Raw genomic sequence first — 23,405 nt, forward strand, 5'->3', positions numbered from 1 at the left:
TTGTCACATGGCGCGCCTTGCCAGTGGGGCACGGGCAGCGCCAGAATGCCGCTATCTGCCCCGCCTGATTGTTAAGGAAGCCCGATGCCTGATCCTGTTGCTGCCAGCTTGCGTCTTGCGCCCGAAGCGCTGACCCGTCCGTTTTCCGCTGAACAGTTCAGCTTCACTACCACCAATGATCTGGAGCCCTTTCGCGGTGTGCTCGGCCAGGAACGCGCGGTCGAAGCCTTGCAGTTCGGTGTGGCCATGCCACGCCCCGGTTACAACGTTTTCGTCATGGGCGAGCCCGGCACCGGCCGCTTCTCGTTCGTCAAACGCTACCTGAAAGCCGAAGGCAAACGCCTGCAGACCCCGGCGGACTGGGTCTATGTGAATAATTTCGATGAGCCGCGCGAACCGCGTGCTCTGGAGTTGCCGTCGGGCACTGCCGGCGCTTTTATCGGCGACATCAACGGCTTGATCGACAACCTTCTGGCGACGTTTCCGGCGGTGTTCGAGCACCCGTCCTACCAGCAAAAGAAAAGCGCCATCGACCGCGCCTTCAACCAGCGCTACGACAAGGCCCTCGACATCATCGAGCGTCTGGCCCTGGAAAAAGACGTCGCCCTGTACCGCGACAGCAGCAATATCGCCTTCACGCCGATGCTCGACGGCAAAGCGCTGGACGAAGCCGAATTCGCCCAGTTGCCGGAAGCCGATCGCGAGCGTTTCCACGAGGACATCTCCGGTCTCGAAGAGCGTCTGAACGAAGAACTCGCCAGCCTGCCGCAGTGGAAGCGCGAATCGAACAATCAACTGCGTGCGCTCAACGAAGAAACCATCACCCTGGCCTTGCAGCCATTGCTGTCGCCGCTGTCGGAGAAGTACGCCGAGAACGCTGCGGTCTGTGGTTACCTGCAAGCGATGCAGGTCTATCTGCTGAAAACCGTGGTCGAGCAACTGGTCGATGACAGCAAGACCGACGCCGTCGCGCGTAAATTGCTGGAAGAGCAATACGCGCCAAGCCTGGTGGTCGGCCATCCAATCAGCGGCGGTGCGCCGGTGGTGTTCGAACCGCACCCGACGTACGAAAACCTCTTCGGCCGTATCGAATACACCACCGATCAGGGCGCGCTTTACACCACTTATCGTCAGTTGCGTCCGGGCGCCTTGCACCGCGCCAACGGTGGCTTCCTGATCCTTGAAGCGGAAAAAATGCTCAGCGAGCCGTTCGTGTGGGATGCGCTGAAACGCGCCCTGCAATCGCGCAAACTGAAGATGGAATCGCCGCTGGGCGAGATGGGTCGTTTCGCCACCGTGACCCTCAACCCGCAGCACATTCCGTTGCAGGTCAAAGTCATCATCATCGGTGCGCGGTCGCTGTACTACACGCTGCAAGACCTCGATCCGGACTTCCAGGAGATGTTCCGCGTTCTGGTCGACTTCGACGAAGACATTCCGATGGTCGACGAGAGCCTTGAGCAATTTGCCCAGCTGTTGAAAACCCGTACTTCGGAAGAAGGCATGGCGCCGCTGACTGCCGATGCGGTGGCGCGTCTGGCGACCTACAGCGCACGTTTGGCCGAGCACCAAGGGCGTTTGTCGGCGCGCATCGGTGATCTGTTCCAACTGGTCAGCGAAGCGGATTTCATTCGTCATCTGGCCGGCGATGAAATGACCGATGCCGGGCACATCGAGCGTGCACTGAAAGCCAAAGCCACGCGCACCGGACGTGTGTCGGCGCGGATTCTCGACGACATGCTCGCCGGGATCATTCTGATCGACACCGATGGTGCGGCAGTCGGCAAGTGCAACGGGCTGACCGTGCTCGAAGTCGGCGATTCGGCGTTCGGTGTGCCGGCGCGGATTTCCGCTACGGTGTATCCGGGCGGCAGCGGCATCGTCGACATCGAGCGTGAGGTCAACCTCGGTCAGCCGATCCACTCCAAAGGCGTGATGATCCTCACCGGGTATCTGGGCAGCCGTTACGCCCAGGAATTCCCGCTGGCGATTTCCGCGAGCATCGCGCTGGAGCAATCCTACGGTTACGTCGATGGCGACAGTGCGTCGCTGGGTGAGGCGTGCACGCTGATTTCGGCGCTGTCGAAAACCCCGCTCAAGCAATGCTTTGCGATCACCGGTTCGATCAACCAGTTCGGCGAAGTGCAGGCAGTCGGTGGGGTCAACGAGAAGATCGAAGGCTTCTTCCGTCTCTGCGAAGCGCGCGGGCTGACCGGCGAGCAGGGCGCAATCATTCCGCAGGCCAACGTCGCCACGCTGATGCTCGATGAGAAAGTGCTGGCGGCGGTGCGTGCCGGGCAGTTCCACGTGTACGCAGTGCGTCAGGCCGACGAGGCGTTGAGTCTGCTGGTCGGTGAACCAGCCGGGGAGCCGAATGCCGATGGCGAATTCCCGGAAGGCAGCATCAACGCACGGGTGGTCGAGCGCTTGCGCGACATCGCCGAAATGATCAGCGAAGAAGACCTAAAGGAAGCCGAGAAGGAGTTGGCCCAGGAAGCGCTGGCCGAAGCCAAACCGGCCTAAGCCTTAACGCGGTCAAAACTGTGGGAGCGAGCCTGCTCGCGAAAGCGTTGTATCAGACGACGAATAAGTTGCCTGACACTCCGCATTCGCGAGCAGGCTCGCTCCCACATTTGTTTGGTGTGAATCCATCGGAAATTCGCCACAACTCTGGCGCCAATATTCACACAATGACCATTCGGCGCCTTCTGGTTCCATTCGGCTTGCGCGGCAGACTTTTCTTCTATTCTCAGCTCAAGGATATCGACAGTATCACTGGATCGAGCCAGTCCTCCCGTGGGGGCTGAATACCGGCTTCACCGAGGGTCGCCGCCATGTCGCGCAACCTCTGTCTCACCCGTCAATGCCTGGGTCTGGTGACCCGAATCGAATGCGCCATCAAGCCGTTGGCCGGCGATAACGGTATGTGGACGCTGCTCTTCGCTGCCGGCATGGCCGGCGAACAACCTTCCGCCATCAAGGCCCAGGGCCCGTTTCATGGGCCGGTCGCCGCCGAATCGATACTCGACACCATTGTCGAAAGCCTGACGCTGCATGGCTACGAACTGGCCGACGATCCACAGATCTGGAGCCTGCACCTGCAAGCCCAGCTGCGGCAGATCAACGGTGGACGTGGCCGCAGCCTCAACAGTTAGTGCGCAGTGCCGGCCACTGGCGCCTTGTCGAGCTTGACCTCAAAGCCGTATTGCACGGTGGCGAGGTCGGTTCGCTGATAGGTTTCCACGTGGCTCGGGCGGCCATAAAAATAATGCACGCCAAACAACGCCGGGCCTTCTGCGCTCGCATCATGGCTGACCGAAAGAATCTGCTTGAGATAGTTGCCGCTGTCATCCTTGACGAAGAAACGCCATTCATTGGGTGGAAACAGTTTCAGGTCCACCACCAGCAGGTTGTTCTTGATCTCCAGGCCTTTGGGCAGGGACTTGGCGTCGTACGTCTGTTTGGCCACTGTGGCGAGAAACAGCGGCATTGAGCCGACGGCAATCGCCGGGGTTTCCGGGAACAGATTCAAGTCGTAAGTGATCGTCGCGCGCAGCGGATCGACTTGATACGCCTCGGGCGGCAGCTCGATCGGCTCATCGAGTTTGCCACTGCGCTTTTCGGTGAAAAACGTGACGGGGCTGACCCCCGGACTGAAATCATCGCCCAGCAATTCATCGTTGAACGTGCGGCGATGGGAGAACTCGATGCGGGCAGCGCTCGGTTCTTCTACGGATTGATGGATGCGAATGCCGGCCTTCAGTTGTTCTTCGGTCAGGCTCGCGCCCTTGAGCCAGTTGACTGCCAGGTCGTCATAAACCGTTACTGACGGATCCAGCGGCTGGATGGTTTTCTCCGTGGTGTGCTGATTGAACGTGCGAATCGGCAGATCCAGCGGTTTACGCGTCACGGTCGCCGAGGAGAAATCCAGCACGCTGACTTCGAGGGTATCGATCGGGCCGTTGAAATAGACCTTGTTGTAACGACGCGGATGTTTCTCCTCGAATGCCTGCTGCTCTTGCGTGAGCTGCTTTTCCAACGCATCGCTCCAGCTCTTCTGTTGCTGCAGGGATGCCAGTTGTTTCTCGTAGAAGGCCACTTGCTCCGGACTTTCGTTGATCGAGCCGGCACGCACCAGATACTGACCGGTTTTATCGCGGGCCTGCACGATCATCGGGTTGAGCTGGGCCTCGGCGACTTCTGCGGCCAGCGGCAGGCTGTTGCTGAACTCGACTTCGGCGTAGTCCTTTTCAAGCTTCAGCAGTTTGACGCTGAGGTTGTCGTTGGTGCGGGTCTGGCCGACGTCCTTTTGCGTCAGGTCGAAGCTGTACAAGCGGCGTGGGGCGATGACTTCGATCCGGCCTTGCAGGCTGACCGGTTGCGGCAGGGTCTTTTTGTCCACGTCCAGTCCGTCAATGAACGGGTAGGTCACGGTCAGGTCGTCGGGGTTGGTGACGTTGGAACTGGAGGGGCTGAGCTGGATGCCCGGATCGGTTTCCGACCATTCCGGCTGGTAAGCGATCACGCGTTTGTTGCTCAACGTTACCGACTGCCATTCCACGCCATGGGGAAACAGGAAACCGCCGGGAATATTCAGGTTGAACGGGAACACCGGTTGCAAGTCGGTGAGGTAATCGGAGCTGGCGTCCTTGTGCAGCACGAACAGGCCATTGATAAAGGTATCGACCAGTGTCTGCGGGACGGGGTAATGCTTGAGCACGGCGAGCGCGTCTTCGCCGTATTCGGTGCGCGGCGGATTGTCGCTGAGCTTGAGCTGCGCCCGTTCAAGCAACAGCAGTGAACCGCCGAGTTCGGTGATGACGTCCTTGAGCTTCGGATCGGTGATAGCGTCCAGCGACTGTTCGAACTTTGCGGTCTTTTCTTCGAGGCTGGTCGCGTGTTTCTCGTCGCCGGGCGAGCAACCGCTGATCAACAGAGCAAGGCAGATTCCGGCCGTCGTTATCGGTAATCGCACATCCATTTCCACACGTCCTGTCTGCAGTCACTGGGCTGTCAATGGTTTGGACACTAGCAGAAAAAAATCACCCACACGCGCAGGTGGCGGATTTTTGGGCAGTTTCTGGCTGTCACAGGGGGCTGGTATACTCGCCGCCATTTCCAGCCCCCCATGTGTGAGATTCAATGGAACGCTTTATCGAAAACGCAATGTACGCCTCGCGCTGGCTGCTGGCGCCGATCTATATCGGGCTGTCCCTCGGACTGCTGGCGCTGGCACTGAAATTTTTCCAGGAAGTTTTCCACATCCTGCCCAACGTGTTCTCGATGGCCGAATCGGAGTTGATTCTGGTGCTGCTGTCGTTGATCGACATGGCGCTGGTTGGCGGCCTGTTGGTGATGGTGATGATTTCCGGCTACGAGAACTTCGTCTCTGAACTGAACATCGATGAAGGCAAGGAAAAGCTCAGCTGGCTCGGTACCATGGACTCTTCGTCACTGAAGATGAAAGTCGCGGCTTCGATCGTGGCGATTTCTTCGATCCACTTGCTGCGCATCTTCATGGATGCCAAGAACGTCGATCCCGAGCACTTGATGTGGTACGTGATCATCCACATGACTTTTGTGGTCTCGGCGTTCGCCATGGGTTACCTCGACAAGGTCACCAAGCACTGATCCACCGCTGATCAATGCGAAAACACCGCCCGTCTGTTGCGAAACAGACGGGCGGTGTCGTTTGTGGCTTGTGCTTTGTGGCGCGCGGGCATATCCCTGTAGAGGTCTTGAGTCGCCACGGCATGAGGTGTGTTCATGAACCTGCAAGAGTTGAATGCGTTTGCCATCGCCAGGAAGGTTGATGAGTTGAACCTGATCTCCATGGAAGGCGGGATTTATCTGCTCGAGGCACGGATGCACGGCGCGGCGTATCCACTGAGAGATCCCAAGGGCAACATGCTGACGCTGCGCTCGGTGGAGCATGCGCGGGATTTGCTGCATGCGTTTCCGGTGCTGCCGTTCAACCTTGTACACACCTCGGTACACGATGAAATGTGTGGTCTGGGCGCCAGTGGCGAGGAAAGCCTGAAGGTGCCGCTGGCCTGGCCTTCAGCCCTGTAGGCGTTGCGCGCCATCGCCGGAACATCTGTGCTAGTCTGCTCGCCCTTTTGGTTCCGGGCGCGCCGGGACGCGCTGTGCACGCACGGCAAGTCCTGAGGCCGTCCGCACAGCGGAGCAGTGTCATGTCCGAAGTAAATCTGTCCACCGACGAAACCCGCGTCAGCTACGGCATCGGCCGTCAGCTGGGTGACCAGCTGCGCGACAACCCGCCACCGGGCGTTAGCCTGGACGCGATCCTGGCTGGACTGACCGACGCGTTCGCCGGTAAGGAAAGCCGTGTGGGTCAGGAAGAAATGTCCGCCAGCTTCAAGGTTATCCGCGAAATCATGCAAGCCGAAGCGGCTGCCAAAGCTGAAGCGGCTGCTGGCGAAGGCCTGGCCTTCCTGGCTGAAAACGCCAAGCGTGACGGCATCACCACCCTGGCTTCCGGTCTGCAATTCGAAGTGCTGACCCAGGGCGAAGGCGCCAAGCCGACCCGTGAAGACCAAGTGCGTACTCACTACCACGGCACGCTGATCGACGGCACTGTGTTCGACAGCTCCTACGAGCGCGGCCAGCCTGCAGAATTCCCGGTTGGCGGCGTGATCGCTGGATGGACCGAAGCCCTGCAACTGATGAATGCCGGCAGCAAATGGCGTCTGTACGTGCCGAGCGAACTGGCTTACGGCGCTCAAGGCGTTGGCAGCATCCCGCCGCACAGCGTTCTGGTATTCGACGTCGAGCTGCTGGACGTTCTGTAATTCCGGGCCTGCCTCGATGGCGGGCTAATGTAGGAGTGAGCCTGCTCCGGGCGGCGATCCGACGATGGCGTTTTTTCAGTCGACTGATTTGTTGTCTGACACACCGTCATCGCGAGCAGGCTCACTCCTACAGTTTTACCGCGTTTCATATTTCGATCTTGTGCTGCAGTTCATGGGTCGGGCGCAAGGCCCGGGCGTAGCAGAACAGGAACAGATTGCGCACCAGTTCCTTGAGCACCAGCGGCTCGCTGGAATTGAGGCTGCTGACGTCCAGATCCCCTTGATCCTGCAGTTCATGCAAGGCTTCCTCTTCAAGCACCGCACAGACTTCGCCGGTCTCCCGATGGAGGATTCTGAGGTAAGGGTGTGGGCGGTCCAGCCAAGCGTCGATCAGATAAGTCATGGTTCTCATCTCCATTGAAGGTGTTTGATGAGAATAATTCTTATTATCTAAATAGCAAGCGCCTATTGGCAGATTGTGAATTTTTCCGGGTAAAGATTGCGTAAGGTCAAAACGGCTGGCGTTTGGCTATTTCGCGGTTTTGCTGGAGCAGAACGGGGAGGGCGAAGCTCCATCCCGCGGCTGGCGCGGGATGGATGACAGCAGATTCAGACCTTTCTGACGAACTCGGATTTGAGTTTCATCGGGCCGATGCCGTCGATCTTGCAGTCGATGTCGTGGTCGCCATCGCACAGACGGATATTCTTTACCTTGGTGCCGACCTTGACCACCAGCGAGGTGCCCTTGACCTTGAGGTCCTTGATCACGGTGATGGTGTCGCCGTCCTGCAGGACGTTGCCGACCGAATCTTTCTTCACGGCATCATCGGACGCCACTTCGGCTTCGCCATTGGCGGACCACTCGTGGGCGCACTCCGGGCACACCAGTTGGGTACCGTCTTCGTAGGTGAATTCGGAATTGCATTTCGGGCAGGGTGGCAGCGTGCTCACTAAGGCTCCTTGGGATGTGGATCGCTAAAAGTCGCACATTGTATAGGGTTTTACGCGAGGGAGGGCATAGCGCAGAAACAACTGTGGGAGCGAGCCTGCTCGCGAAAGCGGTGTGTCAGTCAACATTGATGTCGATTGGCAGATTGCTTTCGCGAGCAGGCTCGCTCCCACAGTGGGCTGTATCAGTGCGTACGGGCGACCGCAAACTCACTCAGTTCAACCAGCGCATCGCGGTATTCGCTGGCCGGCAGCGCATCGAGGCACTTGATCGCACGGGCCACGTAATCACGGGCCAGTTGCGCGGTGTACTCCAGCGAACCAGACGCTTCCACGGCAATGCGGATGCTTTCCAGATCTTCGATCCCGCCTTTCTGGATCGCCTGACGCACCAGTGCAGCCTGTTCTGGCGTGCCTTCGCGCATGGTGTAGATCAGCGGCAGGGTCGGTTTGCCTTCGGCCAGATCGTCGCCGACGTTCTTGCCGAGGGTTTCCGCGTCGCCCTTGTAGTCAAGCAGGTCGTCGACCAGCTGGAAGGCAACGCCCAAGTGATCGCCGAAGGTACGCAGGGCTTCGCTCTGCTCGGCGGTGGCACCGGCCAGCGCTGCCGCACTGTGGGTCGAGGCTTCGAAGAGCATCGCGGTCTTGCCGCGGATGACTTCCATGTAGGTTTCTTCGGTGGTGCTGGCGTCGCGAACCTTGGACAGTTGCAGCACTTCGCCTTCGGCGATGATGCGCGTGGCCTGGGAAAGGATCTTCATCACTGGCATCGAGCCCAGTTCGACCATCATTTCGAACGAGCGCGAATACAGGAAGTCGCCGACCAGCACGCTTGGAGCGTTGCCCCACATGGCGTTGGCGGTCGAGCGGCCACGGCGCATGCCGGACATGTCGACGACGTCGTCATGCAGCAGGGTCGCGGTGTGCAGGAATTCGATGGTGGCGGCCAGCAGACGCATGTCGTCGCCTTCGCGACCCAGGGCCTTGCCACACAGCAACACTAATAAAGGACGCAGACGTTTGCCGCCGGCCGAGGTAATGTAATCGCCGATTTTCGATACCAGCGGTACACGGGAAGTCAGCTGCTTCTTGATGATGCCGTCGACGGCGCTAAAATCGTCCGCCACCGCGCGGTAGAAAGCTTGGGGTTGCATCAGCGAGAGTCGCTCCAGAAGGGTTGCGCGGCATGCTAGGACCCCCGTCCAGACCTGTCAAGGCGCGATGGACGGCTACTTGCAAGCCTGCCGCGCCTTGCGTACAATCGCGCACCCTGAACTTCCTGGGCAGCACCTGCCTTACGCAATTGCAACGGGCCTTCCAGCCTAATGCAGCCATGCCAGCCAATACCTCTTCTTATAAAGAGCTGGGTGAGCAGGATTATCGGAGAAATACCATGTCTTATGCAGTAATCGTTACTGGCGGCAAGCAGTACAAAGTCGCCCCGGGTGAATACCTGAAGATCGAAAAACTGGAAATCGCTACCGGCGAATCCGTTACCTTTGATCGCGTTCTGTTGGTTGCCAATGGCGACGACGTGAATATCGGCGCTCCAGTTGTTGCTGGCGCTACCGTTGTGGCTGAAGTGATCTCCCAAGGTCGTCACGATAAAGTCCGCATCATCAAGTTCCGTCGCCGTAAGCACCACATGAAGCGTATGGGCCACCGCCAGTGGTACACCGAGATCAAAATCACCGGTATTCAGGCTTAATTTCAGCCTAATTCCTCACTAGGAGAATTGACTCATGGCACACAAAAAAGCTGGTGGTAGTACCCGTAACGGTCGCGACTCAGAAGCCAAACGCCTTGGCGTTAAGATGTATGGCGGCCAGAAAATCATTCCGGGCAACATCATCGTGCGTCAGCGCGGCACCCAATTCCACGCTGGCTACGGCGTTGGCATGGGTAAGGATCACACCCTCTTCGCGAAAATCGAAGGCGTGATCAAGTTTGAAGTAAAAGGCGCGTTCAACCGCCGTTACGTGAGCGTTGTCGCAGCTTAATTGCGCGATCGCTGGAAAAGCCCTGTCTCGCGACGGGGCTTTTTCGTTTGTGGGGTGAGTCTCTTGCAAAACTGTTTGTATGGGCTGTCGGCGTGCGATGCAGGTCGTGTTTTGGGGTCGCTGCGCTCATTTTTGCAAGAGTCTTATGTCTTGATTGTTTTTCGGCTCGTCCGTATGGCGAGAGGCGTTGGTTATGAAGTTTGTTGATGAAGTATCGATTCGCGTAAAGGCTGGTGACGGCGGCAATGGCGCCATGAGTTTCCGTCGGGAAAAATTCATCGAAAACGGTGGCCCGAACGGCGGTGATGGCGGTGACGGCGGTTCCATCTACATGATGGCCGACGAAAACCTCAACACCCTGGTCGACTACCGTTACACCCGGCACTTCGATGCCGAGCGTGGTTCCAACGGCGGCAGCACCGACTGCACCGGCAAGAAGGGCGAAGACCTGATCCTGCGCGTGCCGGTCGGCACCACGGTGATTGACTCCGCCACTCAGGAAGTCATCGGCGACCTGACCAAGGCTGGCCAGAAGTTGATGGTAGTGCAGGGCGGCTGGCACGGTCTGGGTAATACCCGTTTCAAATCCAGTACCAACCGGGCGCCGCGTCAGACCACTCCGGGCAAGCCGGGTGAGCAGCGCGACCTGAAACTGGAAATGAAAGTACTGGCTGACGTCGGTCTGCTGGGCTTGCCGAACGCCGGTAAAAGTACCTTTATCCGTTCGGTCTCGGCCGCCAAGCCGAAAGTTGCCGACTACCCGTTCACCACGCTGGTGCCGAACCTCGGTGTGGTCAGCGTCGATCGCTGGAAGAGCTTTGTCGTCGCGGACATTCCGGGTCTGATCGAAGGTGCTTCCGACGGTGCTGGCCTGGGTATCCGTTTCCTCAAGCACTTGGCGCGTACGCGTCTGCTGCTGCACCTCGTCGACATGGCGCCGCTGGATGACAGCAGTGCGCCGGATGCTGCTGAAGTGATCGTCAACGAGCTGATCAAGTTCAGTCCGTCCCTGGCCGAGCGTGATCGCTGGCTGGTGCTGAACAAGTGCGACCAGATCCTTGAAGAAGATCACGATGAGCGCGTCAAGGAAATCGTTGATCGTCTGGAGTGGACGGGCCCGGTTTACGTGATCTCGGCCATCGCCAAGATCGGCACCGAGCGTCTGTGCCACGACATCATGCGTTACATGGAAGATCGTGCCGATCGCCTGGCTGCCGACCCGGCGTACAAGGAAGAGCTGGCCGATCTCGATCAGCGCATCGAAGATGAAGCGCGCGCGCAACTGCAGGCGCTGGATGACAAGCGTGCCCTGCGTCGCAGCGGCGTGAAGTCGGTCCATGACATCGGCGACGATGATTGGGACGAAGAAGATGTGGATGACGAGGACGGTCCGGAAATCATTTACGTGCGTGACTGATTCGTTGCAGTAAACTTAAGCGCCGCTCAATCGAGCGGCGTTTTAGTATCTGGAAATCGCAAGTCACAAATAACGTCATGGGCGGCGCTGGGTCGCGCTGCCCTCAAGCTAAGGTTGAAGATGATGCGGAGCAAGGTGACAGGTGCGCAGCGTTGGGTCGTGAAGATCGGCAGCGCTTTGCTGACAGCGGATGGCAAAGGGCTGGATCGCGCGGCAATGAGTGTCTGGGTTGAGCAGATGGTGGCCTTGCATGAGGCAGGCGTCGAGTTGGTGCTGGTGTCCTCCGGAGCGGTAGCGGCTGGCATGAGTCGTTTGGGCTGGACCGCACGACCCAGTGCGATGCATGAGCTCCAGGCGGCTGCGGCAATTGGTCAGATGGGCTTGGTGCAGGCGTGGGAATCGAGCTTCGCCGAGCATGGCCGGCACACTGCGCAGATTCTCCTGACTCATGACGACTTGTCCGACCGCAAACGCTACCTCAACGCCCGCAGCACTTTGCGCGCATTGGTCGAGCTGAAAGTCATTCCGGTGATCAACGAAAACGACACCGTGGTCACCGACGAAATCCGTTTCGGCGACAACGACACGCTCGCGGCGCTGGTGGCCAACCTGGTCGAAGCTGATCTGTTGGTGATTCTCACTGATCGCGACGGCATGTTTGACGCCGATCCGCGCAACAACCCTGATGCGCAGCTGATATACGAAGCACGCGCCGATGATCCGAGTCTTGATGCGGTGGCAGGCGGTACGGGTGGTGCGTTGGGGCGTGGTGGCATGCAGACCAAACTGCGCGCGGCGCGACTGGCGGCACGTTCCGGTGCGCACACGATCATTGTTGGTGGGCGTCTTGAGCGCGTACTTGATCGCCTGAAAGCGGGTGAGCGCATCGGCACATTGCTGTCGCCTGAGCGCGGCATGCTTGCGGCGCGCAAGCAATGGCTGGCCGGGCACCTGCAAACTCGCGGCACCTTGGTGCTGGACGAGGGCGCGGTGTCGGCGTTGTCGAAGGGTAACAAGAGTCTGCTGCCCGTCGGTGTGAAGTTGGTGCAGGGCAGTTTCCGTCGCGGCGAAATGGTGGTCTGTGTGGCGCCGGACGGTCGTGAGATCGCCCGTGGCCTGGCCAACTACAGCGCGCTGGAAGCACAAAAAATCATCGGTCAGTCGTCGGATGCGATTGTCGGTTTGCTCGGTTACATGGCGGAGCCAGAACTGGTTCACCGTGACAACCTGATCCTGGTGTAAGGAAAACTCGATGCGTTTAGCAAAAGGATTGTTGGGCCTGCTGATGGCGATGCCATTGCTGGCCTCGGCCGAAGAGATCGGTCAGGTGTCGACGGTGTTCAAGTTTGTCGGCCCGAACGACCGCATAGTGGTCGAGGCTTTCGATGATCCGAAGGTTGAAGGCGTGACCTGCTACCTGTCGCGGGCCAAGACCGGCGGCGTGAAGGGTGGTCTGGGTCTGGCTGAGGATCGCGCCGAAGCTTCGATCGCTTGTCGCCAGGTTGGTCCGATCAAGTTCAAGGGTGATCTGAAGGATGGCGATGAGGTGTTCAAGGAGCGCACTTCGCTGGTGTTCAAGACCATGCAGGTGGTGCGTTTCCTCGACAAGAAGCGCAATACGCTGGTGTATCTGGTCTACAGCGACCGCTTGATCGAGGGTAGTCCACAGAATGCCGTGACCGCGATCCCGATTTTGCCATGGGTGCCCGTGCAGCAATAACACCGCAAAACCAACTGTAGGAGTGAGCCTGCTCGCGATAGCGGTGTGTTAGTCAGCAAATATCTATCTGACACACCGCTATCGCGAGCAGGCTCACTCCTACATTTTTTTTGCGCTGGATTTGTTAAATCACAGGCAATAAAAAACCGACCCTAAGGTCGGTTTTTTAATGACTACGTCGATTAAGCAGCTTCTTTCAGCGCTTTGACGTGGCCATTCAGGCGGCTCTTATGGCGAGCAGCCTTGTTCTTGTGGATGATGCCTTTATCGGCCATACGGTCGATAACTGGCACAGCCAGAACGTATGCAGCTTGAGCTTTTTCAGCGTCTTTTGCGTCGATGGCTTTAACTACATTCTTGATGTAGGTGCGAACCATGGAACGCAGGCTGGCGTTGTGGCTGCGACGCTTCTCAGCCTGTTTTGCACGTTTTTTGGCGGAAGGTGAGTTGGCCACCGTCGAGCTCCTCGAAAGACTTTTTAGGAAATAGCAAACAAAATAGGCCGCGAATCATGCCGATGAGTTGAAGTCTTGTCAAGGGCACTTGAAACGTTCCGCTAAGTGGTAGGTATAAAGAGGCGGGATATTTATTTCCGGCGCTTGACCTGTAAACTCGCGAGCTTTGGCTCTGTGCTGCTGCGGCGCGGAGTATCGCACAAGTAGGCGCTTTGTTCGCCTGCTGTTTATCGACAGGCACAAATTCCCTCAATGAATCTGCTCAAATCGTTGGCCGCCGTCAGCTCTATCACGATGCTTTCCCGGGTTTTGGGGTTTGTTCGTGACACATTGATTGCCCGTACATTCGGTGCCGGAATGGCGACGGACGCCTTCTTTATCGCCTTCAAATTGCCCAATCTGCTGCGGCGGATCTTCGCCGAGGGCGCTTTCTCGCAGGCATTCGTGCCGATTCTGGCTGAATACAAAAGCCAGCAGGGCGAAGAGGCGACCCGTACCTTCATTGCTTATGTGTCGGGTCTGCTGACACTGGTACTGGCGATCGTCACTGCGCTGGGCATGATCGCTGCGCCCTGGGTGATCTGGGCCACGGCTCCGGGCTTTACCGATACACCGGAAAAATTCCAGCTCACCTCGGATCTGTTGCGGGTGACCTTCCCTTATATATTGCTCATCTCGCTGTCTTCGCTGGCGGGCGCGATTCTCAATACCTGGAACCGTTTCTCGGTACCGGCCTTCGTGCCGACTCTGCTCAACGTCAGCATGATCGTGTTTTCGCTGTTCCTCACGCCGTACTTCGATCCGCCGGTCATGGCCCTTGGCTGGGCGGTACTCGTCGGTGGTCTGGCGCAATTGCTCTATCAACTGCCGCACCTGAAAAAGATCGGCATGCTGGTGCTGCCGCGCCTGAATCTGCGCGATACCGGCGTCTGGCGCGTGATGAAGCAGATGCTGCCGGCGATTCTCGGCGTCTCGGTCAGCCAGATTTCGCTGATCATCAACACCATCTTCGCCTCGTTTCTGGTGGCAGGCTCAGTGTCGTGGATGTATTACGCCGACCGCCTGATGGAACTGCCTTCGGGTGTGCTGGGCGTGGCATTGGGCACGATTCTGCTGCCGACGCTGGCGAAAACCTATGCCAGCAAGGATCGCCACGAGTATTCGCGGATTCTCGATTGGGGTCTGCGCCTGTGCTTTGTACTGGTGCTGCCGTGCTCGCTGGCGTTGGGGATTCTCGCTGAGCCGCTGACCGTGTCGCTGTTTCAGTACGGTCAGTTCAGTGGCTTCGACGCCGAAATGACCCAGCGTGCGCTGATTGCTTATTCTGTCGGCCTGCTAGGGATTATCGTGATCAAGGTGCTGGCACCGGGCTTTTATGCGCAACAGAACATCCGCACGCCAGTAAAAATCGCAATCTTCACGCTGGTCGTTACTCAACTGTTCAACCTCGTTCTGATTGGTCCGCTGGCTCACGCCGGTCTGGCCCTGGCAATCAGTGCTGGTGCCTGCCTGAACGCCGGATTGCTGTTCTATCAACTGCGCAAGCAGCAGATGTATCAGCCGCAGCCGGGTTGGGCCAAGTTCGGCTTCAAACTGGTGTTGGCAGTGGCGGTGATGTCCGTGGTGCTGCTGATCGGCATGCATTTCATGCCGGCGTGGGATCAGGGGCACATGCTTGAGCGCTTCCTGCGTCTGGGCGCATTGGTCGCGGCGGGCGTGGTGTCCTATTTCGGCATGTTGCTGCTGCTCGGTTTTCGTCTGCGCGACTTCAATCGCAAGGCCTTGAGCTAAGGTTTTAGCCTTTATGGATGGGCGCGGGCCGGCAGTTTTGTCGGCTCGTTCACTTTGCGTTACGGTGTTGCCTGTCGTCGGCCGTCGGGTGTGGTTATAATCGACCACTTTATGAGCAAGAAGCGCGTTATGCAGCTGGTTCGAGGCCTCCACAACTTGCGCCCCCAGCATCGGGGCTGCGTCGCCACTATTGGCAACTTTGACGGTGTTCACCGTGGTCACCAGGCTATCCTGGCCCGACTGCGTGAGCGTGCGCTCGAGTTGGGCGTACCCAGCTGCGTGGTGATTTTCGAGCCGCAGCCACGGGAATTCTTTGCTCCCGAGACCGCGCCGGCGCGTCTGGCGCGGTTGCGCGACAAGCTGCAATTGCTGGCCGCTGAAGGCGTTGACCGGGTTTTATGCCTGGCATTCAACCAGCGCTTGAGCAAACTCAGCGCCAGTGAATTCGTCGACACTATCCTCGTCGATGGCCTCGGCGTGCAGCATCTGGAAGTTGGTGATGATTTCCGCTTTGGTTGCGACCGCCTCGGTGATTTCGATTTCCTGATGCAGGCCGGGCAGGTTCACGGTTTTACCGTTGAAGCAGCGCAAACCGTCGAGCTGGACGGCATTCGTGTCAGCAGCACGCAAGTGCGCAACGCGTTGGCCGCCGCCGATTTTGCCTTGGCCGAACGTTTGCTCGGCCGCCCGTACCGCATTGCCGGTCGCGTGCTGCACGGCCAGAAGCTGGCCCGGCAACTCGGTACGCCGACTGCCAATATTCAACTCAAGCGTCGTCGCGTGCCGTTCACCGGGGTGTACCTGGTGGATGTCGATATCGACGGCAAGACCTGGCCCGGTGTCGCCAATATCGGCGTACGGCCCACGGTGCAAGGTGATGGCAAGGCCCACCTTGAAGTCCATCTTCTAGATTTTGCCGGCGATCTGTATGACCGGCGTTTGACGGTGGTTTTCCACCAAAAGCTGCGTGAAGAGCAGCGCTTCGCCTCTCTGGAGGCATTGAAAACGGCGATCAATGCGGATGTCGCCACCGCCCGTGCACTAGCCGCACCTAGCGCCCATCGCTAATGAAGAGCCTTAAATGACCGACTATAAAGCCACGCTTAACCTTCCGGACACCGCCTTCCCAATGAAGGCCGGCCTGCCACAGCGCGAACCGCAGATCCTGCAGCGCTGGGACAGTATTGGCCTGTACGGAAAGTTGCGCGAGATTGGCAAGGATCGTCCGAAGTTCGTTCTGCACGACGGTCCTCCGTATGCCAACGGCACGATCCACATCGGTCACGCACTGAACAAGATTCTCAAGGACATGATCATCCGCTCGAAAACCCTGTCGGGTTTCGACGCGCCGTACGTCCCGGGTTGGGACTGCCACGGCCTGCCGATCGAGCACAAGGTTGAAGTGACCCACGGCAAGAACCTCGGCGCGGACAAGACCCGCGAACTGTGCCGTGCCTACGCCACCGAGCAGATCGAAGGGCAGAAGTCCGAGTTCATCCGTCTCGGCGTGCTGGGCGACTGGGCCAACCCGTACAAGACCATGGATTTCAAGAACGAGGCCGGTGAAATCCGCGCTTTGGCTGAAATCGTCAAGGGCGGTTTTGTGTTCAAGGGCCTCAAGCCTGTGAACTGGTGCTTCGACTGCGGTTCGGCCCTGGCCGAAGCGGAAGTCGAGTACGAAAACAAAAAGTCCTCGACCATCGACGTCGCCTTCCCGATCGCTGACGAAGCCAAACTGGCTGCCGCGTTCGGTCTGCCGTCGCTGGGCAAGCCTGCGTCGATCGTGATCTGGACCACCACCCCGTGGACCATCCCGGCCAACCAGGCGCTGAACGTGCACCCGGAATTCAACTACGCGCTGGTTGATGTCGGCGACAAGTTGCTGGTGCTGGCTGAAGAGCTGGTTGAAGCTTGCCTTGCTCGTTACAGCCTGGAAGGTTCGGTCATCGCGACCACGACTGGTAAAAAACTCGAGCTGATCAACTTCCGCCACCCGTTCTATGACCGTCTGTCGCCGGTGTACCTGGCTGACTACGTCGAACTGGGCGCGGGCACCGGTGTGGTTCACTCCGCTCCGGCCTACGGCGTGGACGACTTCGTGACCTGCAAGAAGTACGGCATGGTCAATGATGACATCCTCAATCCAGTGCAGAGCAACGGCGTGTACGTGCCATCGCTGGAATACTTCGGCGGCCAGTTCATCTGGAAGGCCAACCCGGCCATCGTCGACAAGCTGACCGAAGTCGGTGCGCTGATGCACACCACCGTCATCGAACACAGCTACATGCACTGCTGGCGCCACAAGACTCCGCTGATCTATCGCGCGACTGCGCAGTGGTTCATCGGCATGGACAAAGAGCCAACCAGCGGCGACACCCTGCGTGTGCGCTCGCTCAAAGCCATCGAAGACACTAAGTTCGTCCCAGCATGGGGCCAGGCGCGTCTGCACTCGATGATCGCCAACCGTCCTGACTGGTGCATTTCGCGTCAGCGCAACTGGGGCGTGCCGATCCCGTTCTTCCTCAACAAGGAAAGCGGCGAACTGCACCCACGCACCGTTGAGCTGATGGAAGAAGTCGCCAAGCGCGTTGAAGTCGAAGGCATCGAAGCCTGGTTCAAGATGGACGCCGCAGAACTGCTCGGCGACGAAGCGCCGCTGTACGACAAGATCAGCGACACCCTCGACGTCTGGTTCGATTCGGGCACCACGCACTGGCACGTCCTGCGCGGTTCGCACCCGATGGGTCACGAGAGCGGCCCGCGTGCCGACCTGTACCTGGAAGGTTCCGACCAACACCGTGGCTGGTTCCACTCATCGCTGCTGACCGGTTGCGCCATCGACAACCACGCGCCGTACCGCGAACTGCTGACTCACGGTTTTACCGTCGACGAAGCCGGCCGCAAGATGTCGAAGTCTTTGGGCAACGTGATCGCGCCGCAGAAAGTCAACGACACCCTCGGCGCCGACATCATGCGTCTGTGGGTGGCATCGACTGACTACTCGGGGGAGATGGCGGTTTCCGACCAGATTCTGCAACGCAGTGCGGACGCCTATCGTCGTATCCGTAACACCGCGCGCTTCCTGCTCTCGAACCTGACGGGTTTCAACCCGGCCACCGACATCCTGCCGGCTGAAGAAATGCTCGCGCTGGATCGTTGGGCGGTAGACCGCACCCTGCTGCTGCAACGCGAGCTGCAAGAGCACTACGGCGAATACCGTTTCTGGAACGTCTACTCGAAGATCCACAACTTCTGCGTGCAGGAGCTGGGTGGTTTCTACCTCGACATCATCAAGGATCGTCAGTACACCACTGGCGCCAACAGCAAGGCCCGCCGTTCGGCGCAAACCGCGCTGTTCCACATCTCCGAAGCGCTGGTGCGCTGGATCGCGCCGATCCTCGCCTTCACCGCTGACGAACTGTGGGAATACCTGCCGGGCGAGCGTAACGAATCGGTGATGCTCAACACCTGGTACGAAGGTCTGACCGAACTGCCGGCCGACGTTGAACTGGGCCGCGACTACTGGGAGCGCGTGATGGCGGTCAAAGTAGCGGTCAACAAAGAAATGGAAATCCAGCGTGCGGCGAAAGCCGTCGGTGGCAACCTGCAAGCCGAAGTGACGCTGTACGCCGAAGACGCCTTGAGCGCAGATCTGGCCAAGCTGAGCAACGAACTGCGCTTTGTCCTGATCACCTCGACCGCCAGTGTTGCGCCGTTCGTACAGGCTCCGGCCGATGCGGTAGTGACTGAAGTCAGCGGCCTGAAGCTGAAGATCGTCAAATCGGCCTTCCCGAAGTGCGCCCGTTGCTGGCACTGCCGCGAAGACGTCGGCGTGAACCCGGAACATCCGGAAATCTGCGGTCGTTGCGTCGACAACATCAGCGGCGCTGGCGAGGTTCGTCACTATGCCTAATGCCGTTGGCCGTTTCGGACGGTTGAGCTGGCTCTGGTTGAGCTTGCTGGTTCTGGTCATCGACCAGGCCAGCAAGTTCTACTTCGAAGGCAAGCTTGAGATGTACCAGCAGATCGTGATCATTCCTGATTACTTCAGCTGGACCCTGGCCTACAACACTGGCGCTGCGTTCAGCTTCCTGGCTGACAGCTCCGGCTGGCAGCGCTGGCTGTTCGCCCTGATCGCGATCGTGGTCAGTGCGGTGCTGGTGGTCTGGCTCAAGCGTCTGGGCCGCAATGAAACCTGGCTGGCCATCGCGCTGGCGCTGGTTTTGGGCGGCGCGCTGGGCAATCTGTATGACCGCATCGCCCTGGGCCATGTGATCGATTTCATTCTGGTGCACTGGCAGAACCGCTGGTACTTCCCTGCGTTCAACTTCGCCGACAGCGCCATTACCGTTGGTGCGGTGATGCTTGCACTGGATATGTTCAAAAGTAAAAAGACCGGAGAAGCCGTTCATGACTGAACAGGTATTGGCTGAGCAACGCATCGGCCAGAACACGGAAGTCACCTTGCACTTTGCATTGCGCCTGGAGAACGGCGACACCGTCGACAGCACGTTCGACAAAGCCCCGGCGACTTTCAAGGTCGGTGATGGCAACCTGCTGCCGGGTTTCGAAGCGGCGCTGTTCGGCTTCAAGGCCGGCGACAAGCGCACGCTGACCGTCGAGCCGGAAAACGCTTTCGGCCAGCCGAACCCGCAGAACGTGCAGATCATCCCGCGTTCGCAGTTCGTCGACATGGAGTTGTCACCGGGTTTGCTGGTGATCTTCAACGATGCGGCCAATACTGAGCTGCCGGGTGTGGTGAAAGAGTTCGACGACGCGCAAGTGACCATCGACTTCAACCACCCGCTGGCCGGCAAGACGCTGACCTTTGACGTCGAGATCATCAACGTTAAAGCGATCTAACTGACTCTATGGAGTCAAATGTGGGAGCGAGCCTGCTCGCGAATGCTGACTGACATTCAACATAGCTGTTGTCTGACACACCGCTTTCGCGAGCAGGCTCGCTCCCACAATGTTTTCCACCGTTTTCGCTATTTCTTGCGCGCAAGACACGAGGCACAGCATGCAAATCAAACTCGCCAACCCCCGTGGCTTCTGCGCCGGCGTGGACCGGGCGATCGAAATCGTCAACCGCGCCCTGGAAGTCTTCGGGCCGCCGATCTACGTGCGTCATGAAGTGGTGCACAACAAGTTCGTCGTTGAAGACCTGCGCAGTCGTGGCGCGATCTTCGTCGAAGAACTGGATCAGGTGCCGGACGACGTCATCGTCATTTTCAGTGCCCACGGCGTATCCCAAGCTGTGCGCACCGAAGCCGCCGGTCGTGGCCTGAAAGTGTTCGACGCCACCTGCCCGCTGGTCACCAAGGTGCACATCGAAGTGGCGAAATACAGCCGCGACGGTCGTGAGTGCATCCTGATCGGCCACGCCGGTCATCCGGAAGTCGAAGGCACCATGGGTCAGTACGACGCCAGCAATGGCGGCGCGATCTACCTCGTCGAAGACGAAAAAGACGTGGCCGAACTGCAGGTGCGTAACCCGGAAAAACTGGCCTTTGTCACCCAGACCACGCTGTCGATGGACGACACCAGTCGCGTCATCGATGCCCTGCGCACACGCTTCCCCGCCATTGGTGGTCCGCGCAAGGATGACATTTGCTACGCCACGCAAAACCGTCAGGACGCGGTCAAGCAATTGGCTGACGAGTGCGACGTGGTGCTGGTGGTCGGCAGCCCGAACAGCTCCAACTCAAACCGTCTGCGTGAACTGGCCGAACGCATGGCCACGCCGGCCTACCTGATTGACGGCGCAGAAGACATGGAGAAGAGCTGGTTCGATGGCGTTGAGCGCATCGGCATTACTGCCGGCGCCTCCGCACCGGAAGTATTGGTGCGCGGTGTGATTCAGCAATTGCAGGCTTGGGGCGCCACCGGTGCCGATGAACTGGCCGGGCGTGAAGAGAACATTACGTTCTCGATGCCTAAAGAGCTGCGCGTGCGTTCGATCTGACGCTTTTGTTTTTTTGACACAGCGCCTGCTCAGCTTTTTCGCTGCTCAGGCGCACGCGACCGGTCGCCGCCAGCACTATCTGGAGCTGGCTGACCGGCTCGTTTACCGAGCAGATATGTAGTTTTCCTGCCTGAAACATTCGTCCGGGCATCAGCGGCTTACCCAGGCTGCCAAACCTTATATAGCGACTCACCCACCAGTTACCGGCAATTGGAATTCGCTGATCGCTCGCGCGTTCGACCAGCAGTGGATTGCTGCTGTCCTCCGGCCCCTTGCCGCTGATATCCAGAATGATTCGCCAGCCCCGGCTCCAGTCGCCGTCGATGCCATGAATGACCACGCTTTGATTGTGCGTGATCGCTAACGTTCGAGCATTGCGAATACCGTCGAGCAGCGATTGCGCAGCCTGATGGCGATGGTTCGACTCGGTTAGCGCGGCAAACGCCGGACTGACCAGCAGCAGAACAATTGCGCCAATCGCCAGTCCCATAAGCAGTTCAATCAGGCTGAAACCCTGTTGTGGCATGAAAACTCCCTCCGTGGCGGGTGATGTACGGCGCGGTCCGTGCGCCGGGCAGGGCAAATCAACCGACACAGGTCAGTCGAATGTTCTAGCGTGTAGAAGCAGGTATAGCCGACGGCAACGGAGGGCATCGATGGATCTTCGTACAAAAGGTTTCACGCTGATCGAGTTGCTCGTCGCACTCGCGATCTTCGTGATCCTGATCACTCTGGCGGTGCCTGCGTTCACCCGATCAATACAGGGCAGCAAGGCTGATACCGAAATGGGTGATCTGCAACGGGCGATCAATTACGCCAGGCTTGAGGCCATCGACCGTGGCACCACCCTGCGTTTGCGCCCGACCGCTGGCGGCAGCGTATGGACCGGTGAACTGGCGGTCTATGACAGTACTGGCACTCCGGCCAATGTGTTGCGGGTTGTTCCCGCGATGAGCAGCGGCGCGACTCTGACGCTACCCTCAGGAGTGACCGCACTGGATTTCAACAACCTCGGCGGTCTGGCGGCACCGTCGACGGCGGTGACCATCAGTTACACGCTGGGAACGCAAAGCAGGACGCTGAACGTGTGTTTGAACGGACGAATTCAATTGGGTGGAACTTGCGGATGAGGGCAGGGAGTCAACACATACAGCAGGGCATGACGCTGATCGAGGTGCTGGTCGCGTTGCTGATTCTGACGGTCGGCCTGCTGGGGGCGGCGGCGGTGCAACTGAATGCGCTGAAGTACACCGACAGCTCGCGAATGACCAGTCAGGCCAGTTTTATCGCCTACGACATGATGGACCGCATCCGCGCCAACTCCGGCGCCGACTACACCGTCACGCCACCGACGTCGGGCAATCTGAGTGTTGCCCGCGATCAGGATCTCTACGATTTCGCCACCAACATCGTCAACTTCGGTGGACCGACCGCGACTGGCAGCATCACCCTCAATCAGCGGGTCTACACCATCACCATCAACTGGAGCGACGCACGGGCAGCCAACACCGCCAGTGCTCAACGCAGTTTTGTCCTGACCAGCCGCGCAGCTGTTGATCCGGTGGCGACGCCATGACGCGCCATCAGCGGGGGTTCGGCCTGATCGAGTTGCTGATTGCCCTCGCACTGGGCTTGATCATTGTGCTGGGGGTCGTGCAGATTTTCATTGCGGCGAAAAATACCTACGTCAGCCAGAACAGCGCCGCGGCGATGCAGGAAGACGCGCGTTTTGTACTGAGCAAAATGATTCAGGAAATTCGCATGGTCGGGATGTTCGGCTGTCTTGGCACCATCACCGATTCGAGCAGCGCAGGCGATTTCAACGTCTCGCAGGTCACACCGATCAGTTGGGACAATGCCAACCTCAAACTGACGCTGGTCACTGCCGATATTGGCAGCGGCGGTGGCACGCCGACCTGGACGGTGGTTTCCGATTGCCGCAACAGCGCCACGGCGTATACGGGTATACGAGCGGCGGCGAGCGGGCAGATCGCCTTTCCGATCCGGCGTCTGATCTACAACTTCAGCAACAACCAGATTCTCATGGGCACCGGCAGCGGCACACCGACTCAGCAGGTGTTGGTGAACAACGTCAGTGCTTTCAACGTGACGTTTGGTCTGGCCAGTTCCGCGACGGATGTGGCAGCCTCGACGTACAGCGCCAACCCCAGTGATCCGGCACGCATTCGCAGTGTGCGCCTGAGCCTGACGCTCACCGACCCCAACAGCCGGGTCGCCACACAAACCTTCAACGTGGTTGCCGCTTTGCGCAACCGCCTGCAGTGAGGGCCGGG

Annotated in this window: 25 protein-coding genes and 1 pseudogene; 19 read left to right on the forward strand and 7 right to left on the reverse strand. The window is 58.9% G+C overall.

Annotated elements, in window-relative coordinates:
* Nucleotides 1–84 precede the first annotated feature (84 nt).
* Nucleotides 85–2,523 (forward strand): ATP-binding protein, encoded by a 2,439-nt coding sequence (locus L8H52_RS10660; protein WP_242207007.1) that lies wholly within the window; start codon nt 85–87, stop codon nt 2,521–2,523.
* Nucleotides 2,524–2,834: 311 nt separating this feature from the next.
* Entirely contained in the window at nt 2,835–3,155 is a 321-nt protein-coding gene (locus tag L8H52_RS10665; protein WP_064118737.1) for a hypothetical protein, read from the forward strand.
* On the opposite strand, the gene L8H52_RS10670 is transcribed toward L8H52_RS10665, so the two are convergent.
* Entirely contained in the window at nt 3,152–4,981 is a 1,830-nt protein-coding gene (locus L8H52_RS10670) for a hypothetical protein (protein WP_242207008.1), read from the reverse strand. The genes L8H52_RS10665 and L8H52_RS10670 overlap by 4 nt on opposite strands.
* A gap of 161 nt (nt 4,982–5,142) precedes the next feature.
* Here L8H52_RS10670 and L8H52_RS10675 point away from each other — a divergent pair, with 161 nt between their 5' ends.
* From L8H52_RS10675 to L8H52_RS10685, 3 genes are all read left to right on the forward strand, one after another.
* Entirely contained in the window at nt 5,143–5,631 is a 489-nt protein-coding gene (locus tag L8H52_RS10675) for a TIGR00645 family protein (protein WP_007909801.1), read from the forward strand.
* 135 nt (nt 5,632–5,766) lie between these two features.
* Entirely contained in the window at nt 5,767–6,072 is a 306-nt protein-coding gene (locus tag L8H52_RS10680; RefSeq protein WP_242207009.1) for a DUF6482 family protein, read from the forward strand.
* A 122-nt stretch (nt 6,073–6,194) separates the two neighbouring features.
* Complete coding sequence (locus L8H52_RS10685; protein ID WP_008078561.1) at nt 6,195–6,812, forward strand: FKBP-type peptidyl-prolyl cis-trans isomerase; 618 nt, start codon at nt 6,195–6,197, stop codon at nt 6,810–6,812.
* Between the two features lie 145 nt (nt 6,813–6,957).
* Here the strand turns inward: L8H52_RS10685 and L8H52_RS10690 are convergent, their stop codons facing one another.
* From L8H52_RS10690 to L8H52_RS10700, 4 genes and pseudogenes are all read right to left on the reverse strand, one after another.
* On the reverse strand, nt 6,958–7,215 hold the full coding sequence (locus L8H52_RS10690) for a hypothetical protein (protein ID WP_122592776.1): 258 nt from the start codon (nt 7,213–7,215) through the stop codon (nt 6,958–6,960).
* Nucleotides 7,216–7,421: 206 nt separating this feature from the next.
* Complete coding sequence (locus L8H52_RS10695) at nt 7,422–7,763, reverse strand: zinc ribbon domain-containing protein YjdM (protein ID WP_064118733.1); 342 nt, start codon at nt 7,761–7,763, stop codon at nt 7,422–7,424.
* 78 nt (nt 7,764–7,841) lie between these two features.
* Nucleotides 7,842–7,949 (reverse strand): annotated as a pseudogene (locus L8H52_RS30505) (metal ABC transporter ATP-binding protein); the annotation flags it as partial.
* Nucleotides 7,946–8,914, reverse strand: coding sequence for a polyprenyl synthetase family protein (locus L8H52_RS10700; protein ID WP_007950962.1), 969 nt, complete (start codon nt 8,912–8,914; stop codon nt 7,946–7,948). The gene L8H52_RS10700 and the pseudogene L8H52_RS30505, both read right to left, overlap by 4 nt.
* 239 nt (nt 8,915–9,153) lie before the next feature.
* Between L8H52_RS10700 and rplU the strand changes: the two genes are divergently transcribed.
* The 5 genes from rplU to L8H52_RS10725 all read left to right on the forward strand — a co-directional run bounded on the left by rplU (nt 9,154) and on the right by L8H52_RS10725 (nt 12,897).
* Complete coding sequence (gene rplU, locus L8H52_RS10705; protein WP_003176051.1) at nt 9,154–9,468, forward strand: 50S ribosomal protein L21; 315 nt, start codon at nt 9,154–9,156, stop codon at nt 9,466–9,468.
* 34 nt (nt 9,469–9,502) lie between these two features.
* Nucleotides 9,503–9,760, forward strand: coding sequence for a 50S ribosomal protein L27 (rpmA, locus tag L8H52_RS10710; protein WP_003176049.1), 258 nt, complete (start codon nt 9,503–9,505; stop codon nt 9,758–9,760).
* 193 nt (nt 9,761–9,953) lie between these two features.
* Nucleotides 9,954–11,177 (forward strand): Obg family GTPase CgtA, encoded by a 1,224-nt coding sequence (gene cgtA, locus L8H52_RS10715; protein WP_242207010.1) that lies wholly within the window; start codon nt 9,954–9,956, stop codon nt 11,175–11,177.
* 123 nt (nt 11,178–11,300) lie between these two features.
* Nucleotides 11,301–12,419 (forward strand): glutamate 5-kinase, encoded by a 1,119-nt coding sequence (gene proB, locus L8H52_RS10720; RefSeq protein WP_026000682.1) that lies wholly within the window; start codon nt 11,301–11,303, stop codon nt 12,417–12,419.
* A gap of 10 nt (nt 12,420–12,429) precedes the next feature.
* On the forward strand, nt 12,430–12,897 hold the full coding sequence (locus tag L8H52_RS10725; protein WP_007909822.1) for a CreA family protein: 468 nt from the start codon (nt 12,430–12,432) through the stop codon (nt 12,895–12,897).
* Between the two features lie 182 nt (nt 12,898–13,079).
* On the opposite strand, the gene rpsT is transcribed toward L8H52_RS10725, so the two are convergent.
* Nucleotides 13,080–13,352, reverse strand: coding sequence for a 30S ribosomal protein S20 (gene rpsT / locus L8H52_RS10730; RefSeq protein WP_003228351.1), 273 nt, complete (start codon nt 13,350–13,352; stop codon nt 13,080–13,082).
* 252 nt (nt 13,353–13,604) lie between these two features.
* On the opposite strand from rpsT, the gene murJ reads away from it, so the two are divergent.
* The 6 genes from murJ (at nt 13,605) to ispH (ending at nt 21,111) form a co-directional block, all read left to right on the forward strand.
* Nucleotides 13,605–15,143 (forward strand): murein biosynthesis integral membrane protein MurJ, encoded by a 1,539-nt coding sequence (murJ, locus tag L8H52_RS10735; RefSeq protein WP_242207011.1) that lies wholly within the window; start codon nt 13,605–13,607, stop codon nt 15,141–15,143.
* A gap of 129 nt (nt 15,144–15,272) precedes the next feature.
* Nucleotides 15,273–16,211, forward strand: coding sequence for a bifunctional riboflavin kinase/FAD synthetase (gene ribF / locus L8H52_RS10740; RefSeq protein ID WP_038361708.1), 939 nt, complete (start codon nt 15,273–15,275; stop codon nt 16,209–16,211).
* A 13-nt stretch (nt 16,212–16,224) separates the two neighbouring features.
* Nucleotides 16,225–19,056, forward strand: coding sequence for an isoleucine--tRNA ligase (ileS, locus tag L8H52_RS10745; RefSeq protein ID WP_242207012.1), 2,832 nt, complete (start codon nt 16,225–16,227; stop codon nt 19,054–19,056).
* Nucleotides 19,049–19,561 (forward strand): signal peptidase II, encoded by a 513-nt coding sequence (lspA, locus tag L8H52_RS10750; RefSeq protein ID WP_242207013.1) that lies wholly within the window; start codon nt 19,049–19,051, stop codon nt 19,559–19,561. The genes ileS and lspA overlap by 8 nt, the downstream gene beginning before the upstream one ends.
* Nucleotides 19,562–19,568: 7 nt before the next feature.
* Nucleotides 19,569–20,006 carry an FKBP-type peptidyl-prolyl cis-trans isomerase gene (fkpB, locus tag L8H52_RS10755; protein WP_177325639.1) on the forward strand — a complete coding sequence of 146 codons (438 nt, stop codon included), beginning with the start codon at nt 19,569–19,571 and terminating at the stop codon, nt 20,004–20,006.
* Between the two features lie 160 nt (nt 20,007–20,166).
* The gene (ispH, locus tag L8H52_RS10760) at nt 20,167–21,111 is read left to right on the forward strand and encodes a 4-hydroxy-3-methylbut-2-enyl diphosphate reductase (RefSeq protein WP_242207014.1); all 945 of its coding nucleotides are present in this window, start codon (nt 20,167–20,169) and stop codon (nt 21,109–21,111) included.
* Here the strand turns inward: ispH and L8H52_RS10765 are convergent.
* A complete protein-coding gene (locus tag L8H52_RS10765; protein ID WP_242207060.1) occupies nt 21,083–21,637 on the reverse strand; it encodes a GspH/FimT family protein in 555 nt (184 codons plus the stop codon). The two genes, ispH and L8H52_RS10765, sit on opposite strands and share 29 nt — an antisense overlap.
* Nucleotides 21,638–21,767: 130 nt before the next feature.
* Between L8H52_RS10765 and L8H52_RS10770 the strand changes: the two genes are divergently transcribed.
* The 3 genes from L8H52_RS10770 to L8H52_RS10780 are packed head-to-tail and all read left to right on the forward strand — an operon-like array spanning nt 21,768 to nt 23,397.
* Nucleotides 21,768–22,241, forward strand: a complete 474-nt coding sequence (locus L8H52_RS10770; RefSeq protein ID WP_242207015.1) for a GspH/FimT family pseudopilin — start codon at nt 21,768–21,770, stop codon at nt 22,239–22,241.
* Entirely contained in the window at nt 22,238–22,687 is a 450-nt protein-coding gene (gene pilV / locus L8H52_RS10775) for a type IV pilus modification protein PilV (protein ID WP_242207016.1), read from the forward strand. The genes L8H52_RS10770 and pilV overlap by 4 nt, the downstream gene beginning before the upstream one ends.
* Nucleotides 22,684–23,397, forward strand: coding sequence for a prepilin-type N-terminal cleavage/methylation domain-containing protein (locus L8H52_RS10780; RefSeq protein WP_242207017.1), 714 nt, complete (start codon nt 22,684–22,686; stop codon nt 23,395–23,397). Before pilV ends, L8H52_RS10780 begins: the two co-directional genes overlap by 4 nt.
* Nucleotides 23,398–23,405: the final 8 nt, after the last annotated feature.

The sequence above is a fragment of the Pseudomonas sp. CROZ-RG-20F-R04-15 genome (assembly GCF_022662375.1).
In the GTDB taxonomy this organism is placed as follows: Bacteria; Pseudomonadota; Gammaproteobacteria; order Pseudomonadales; family Pseudomonadaceae; genus Aquipseudomonas.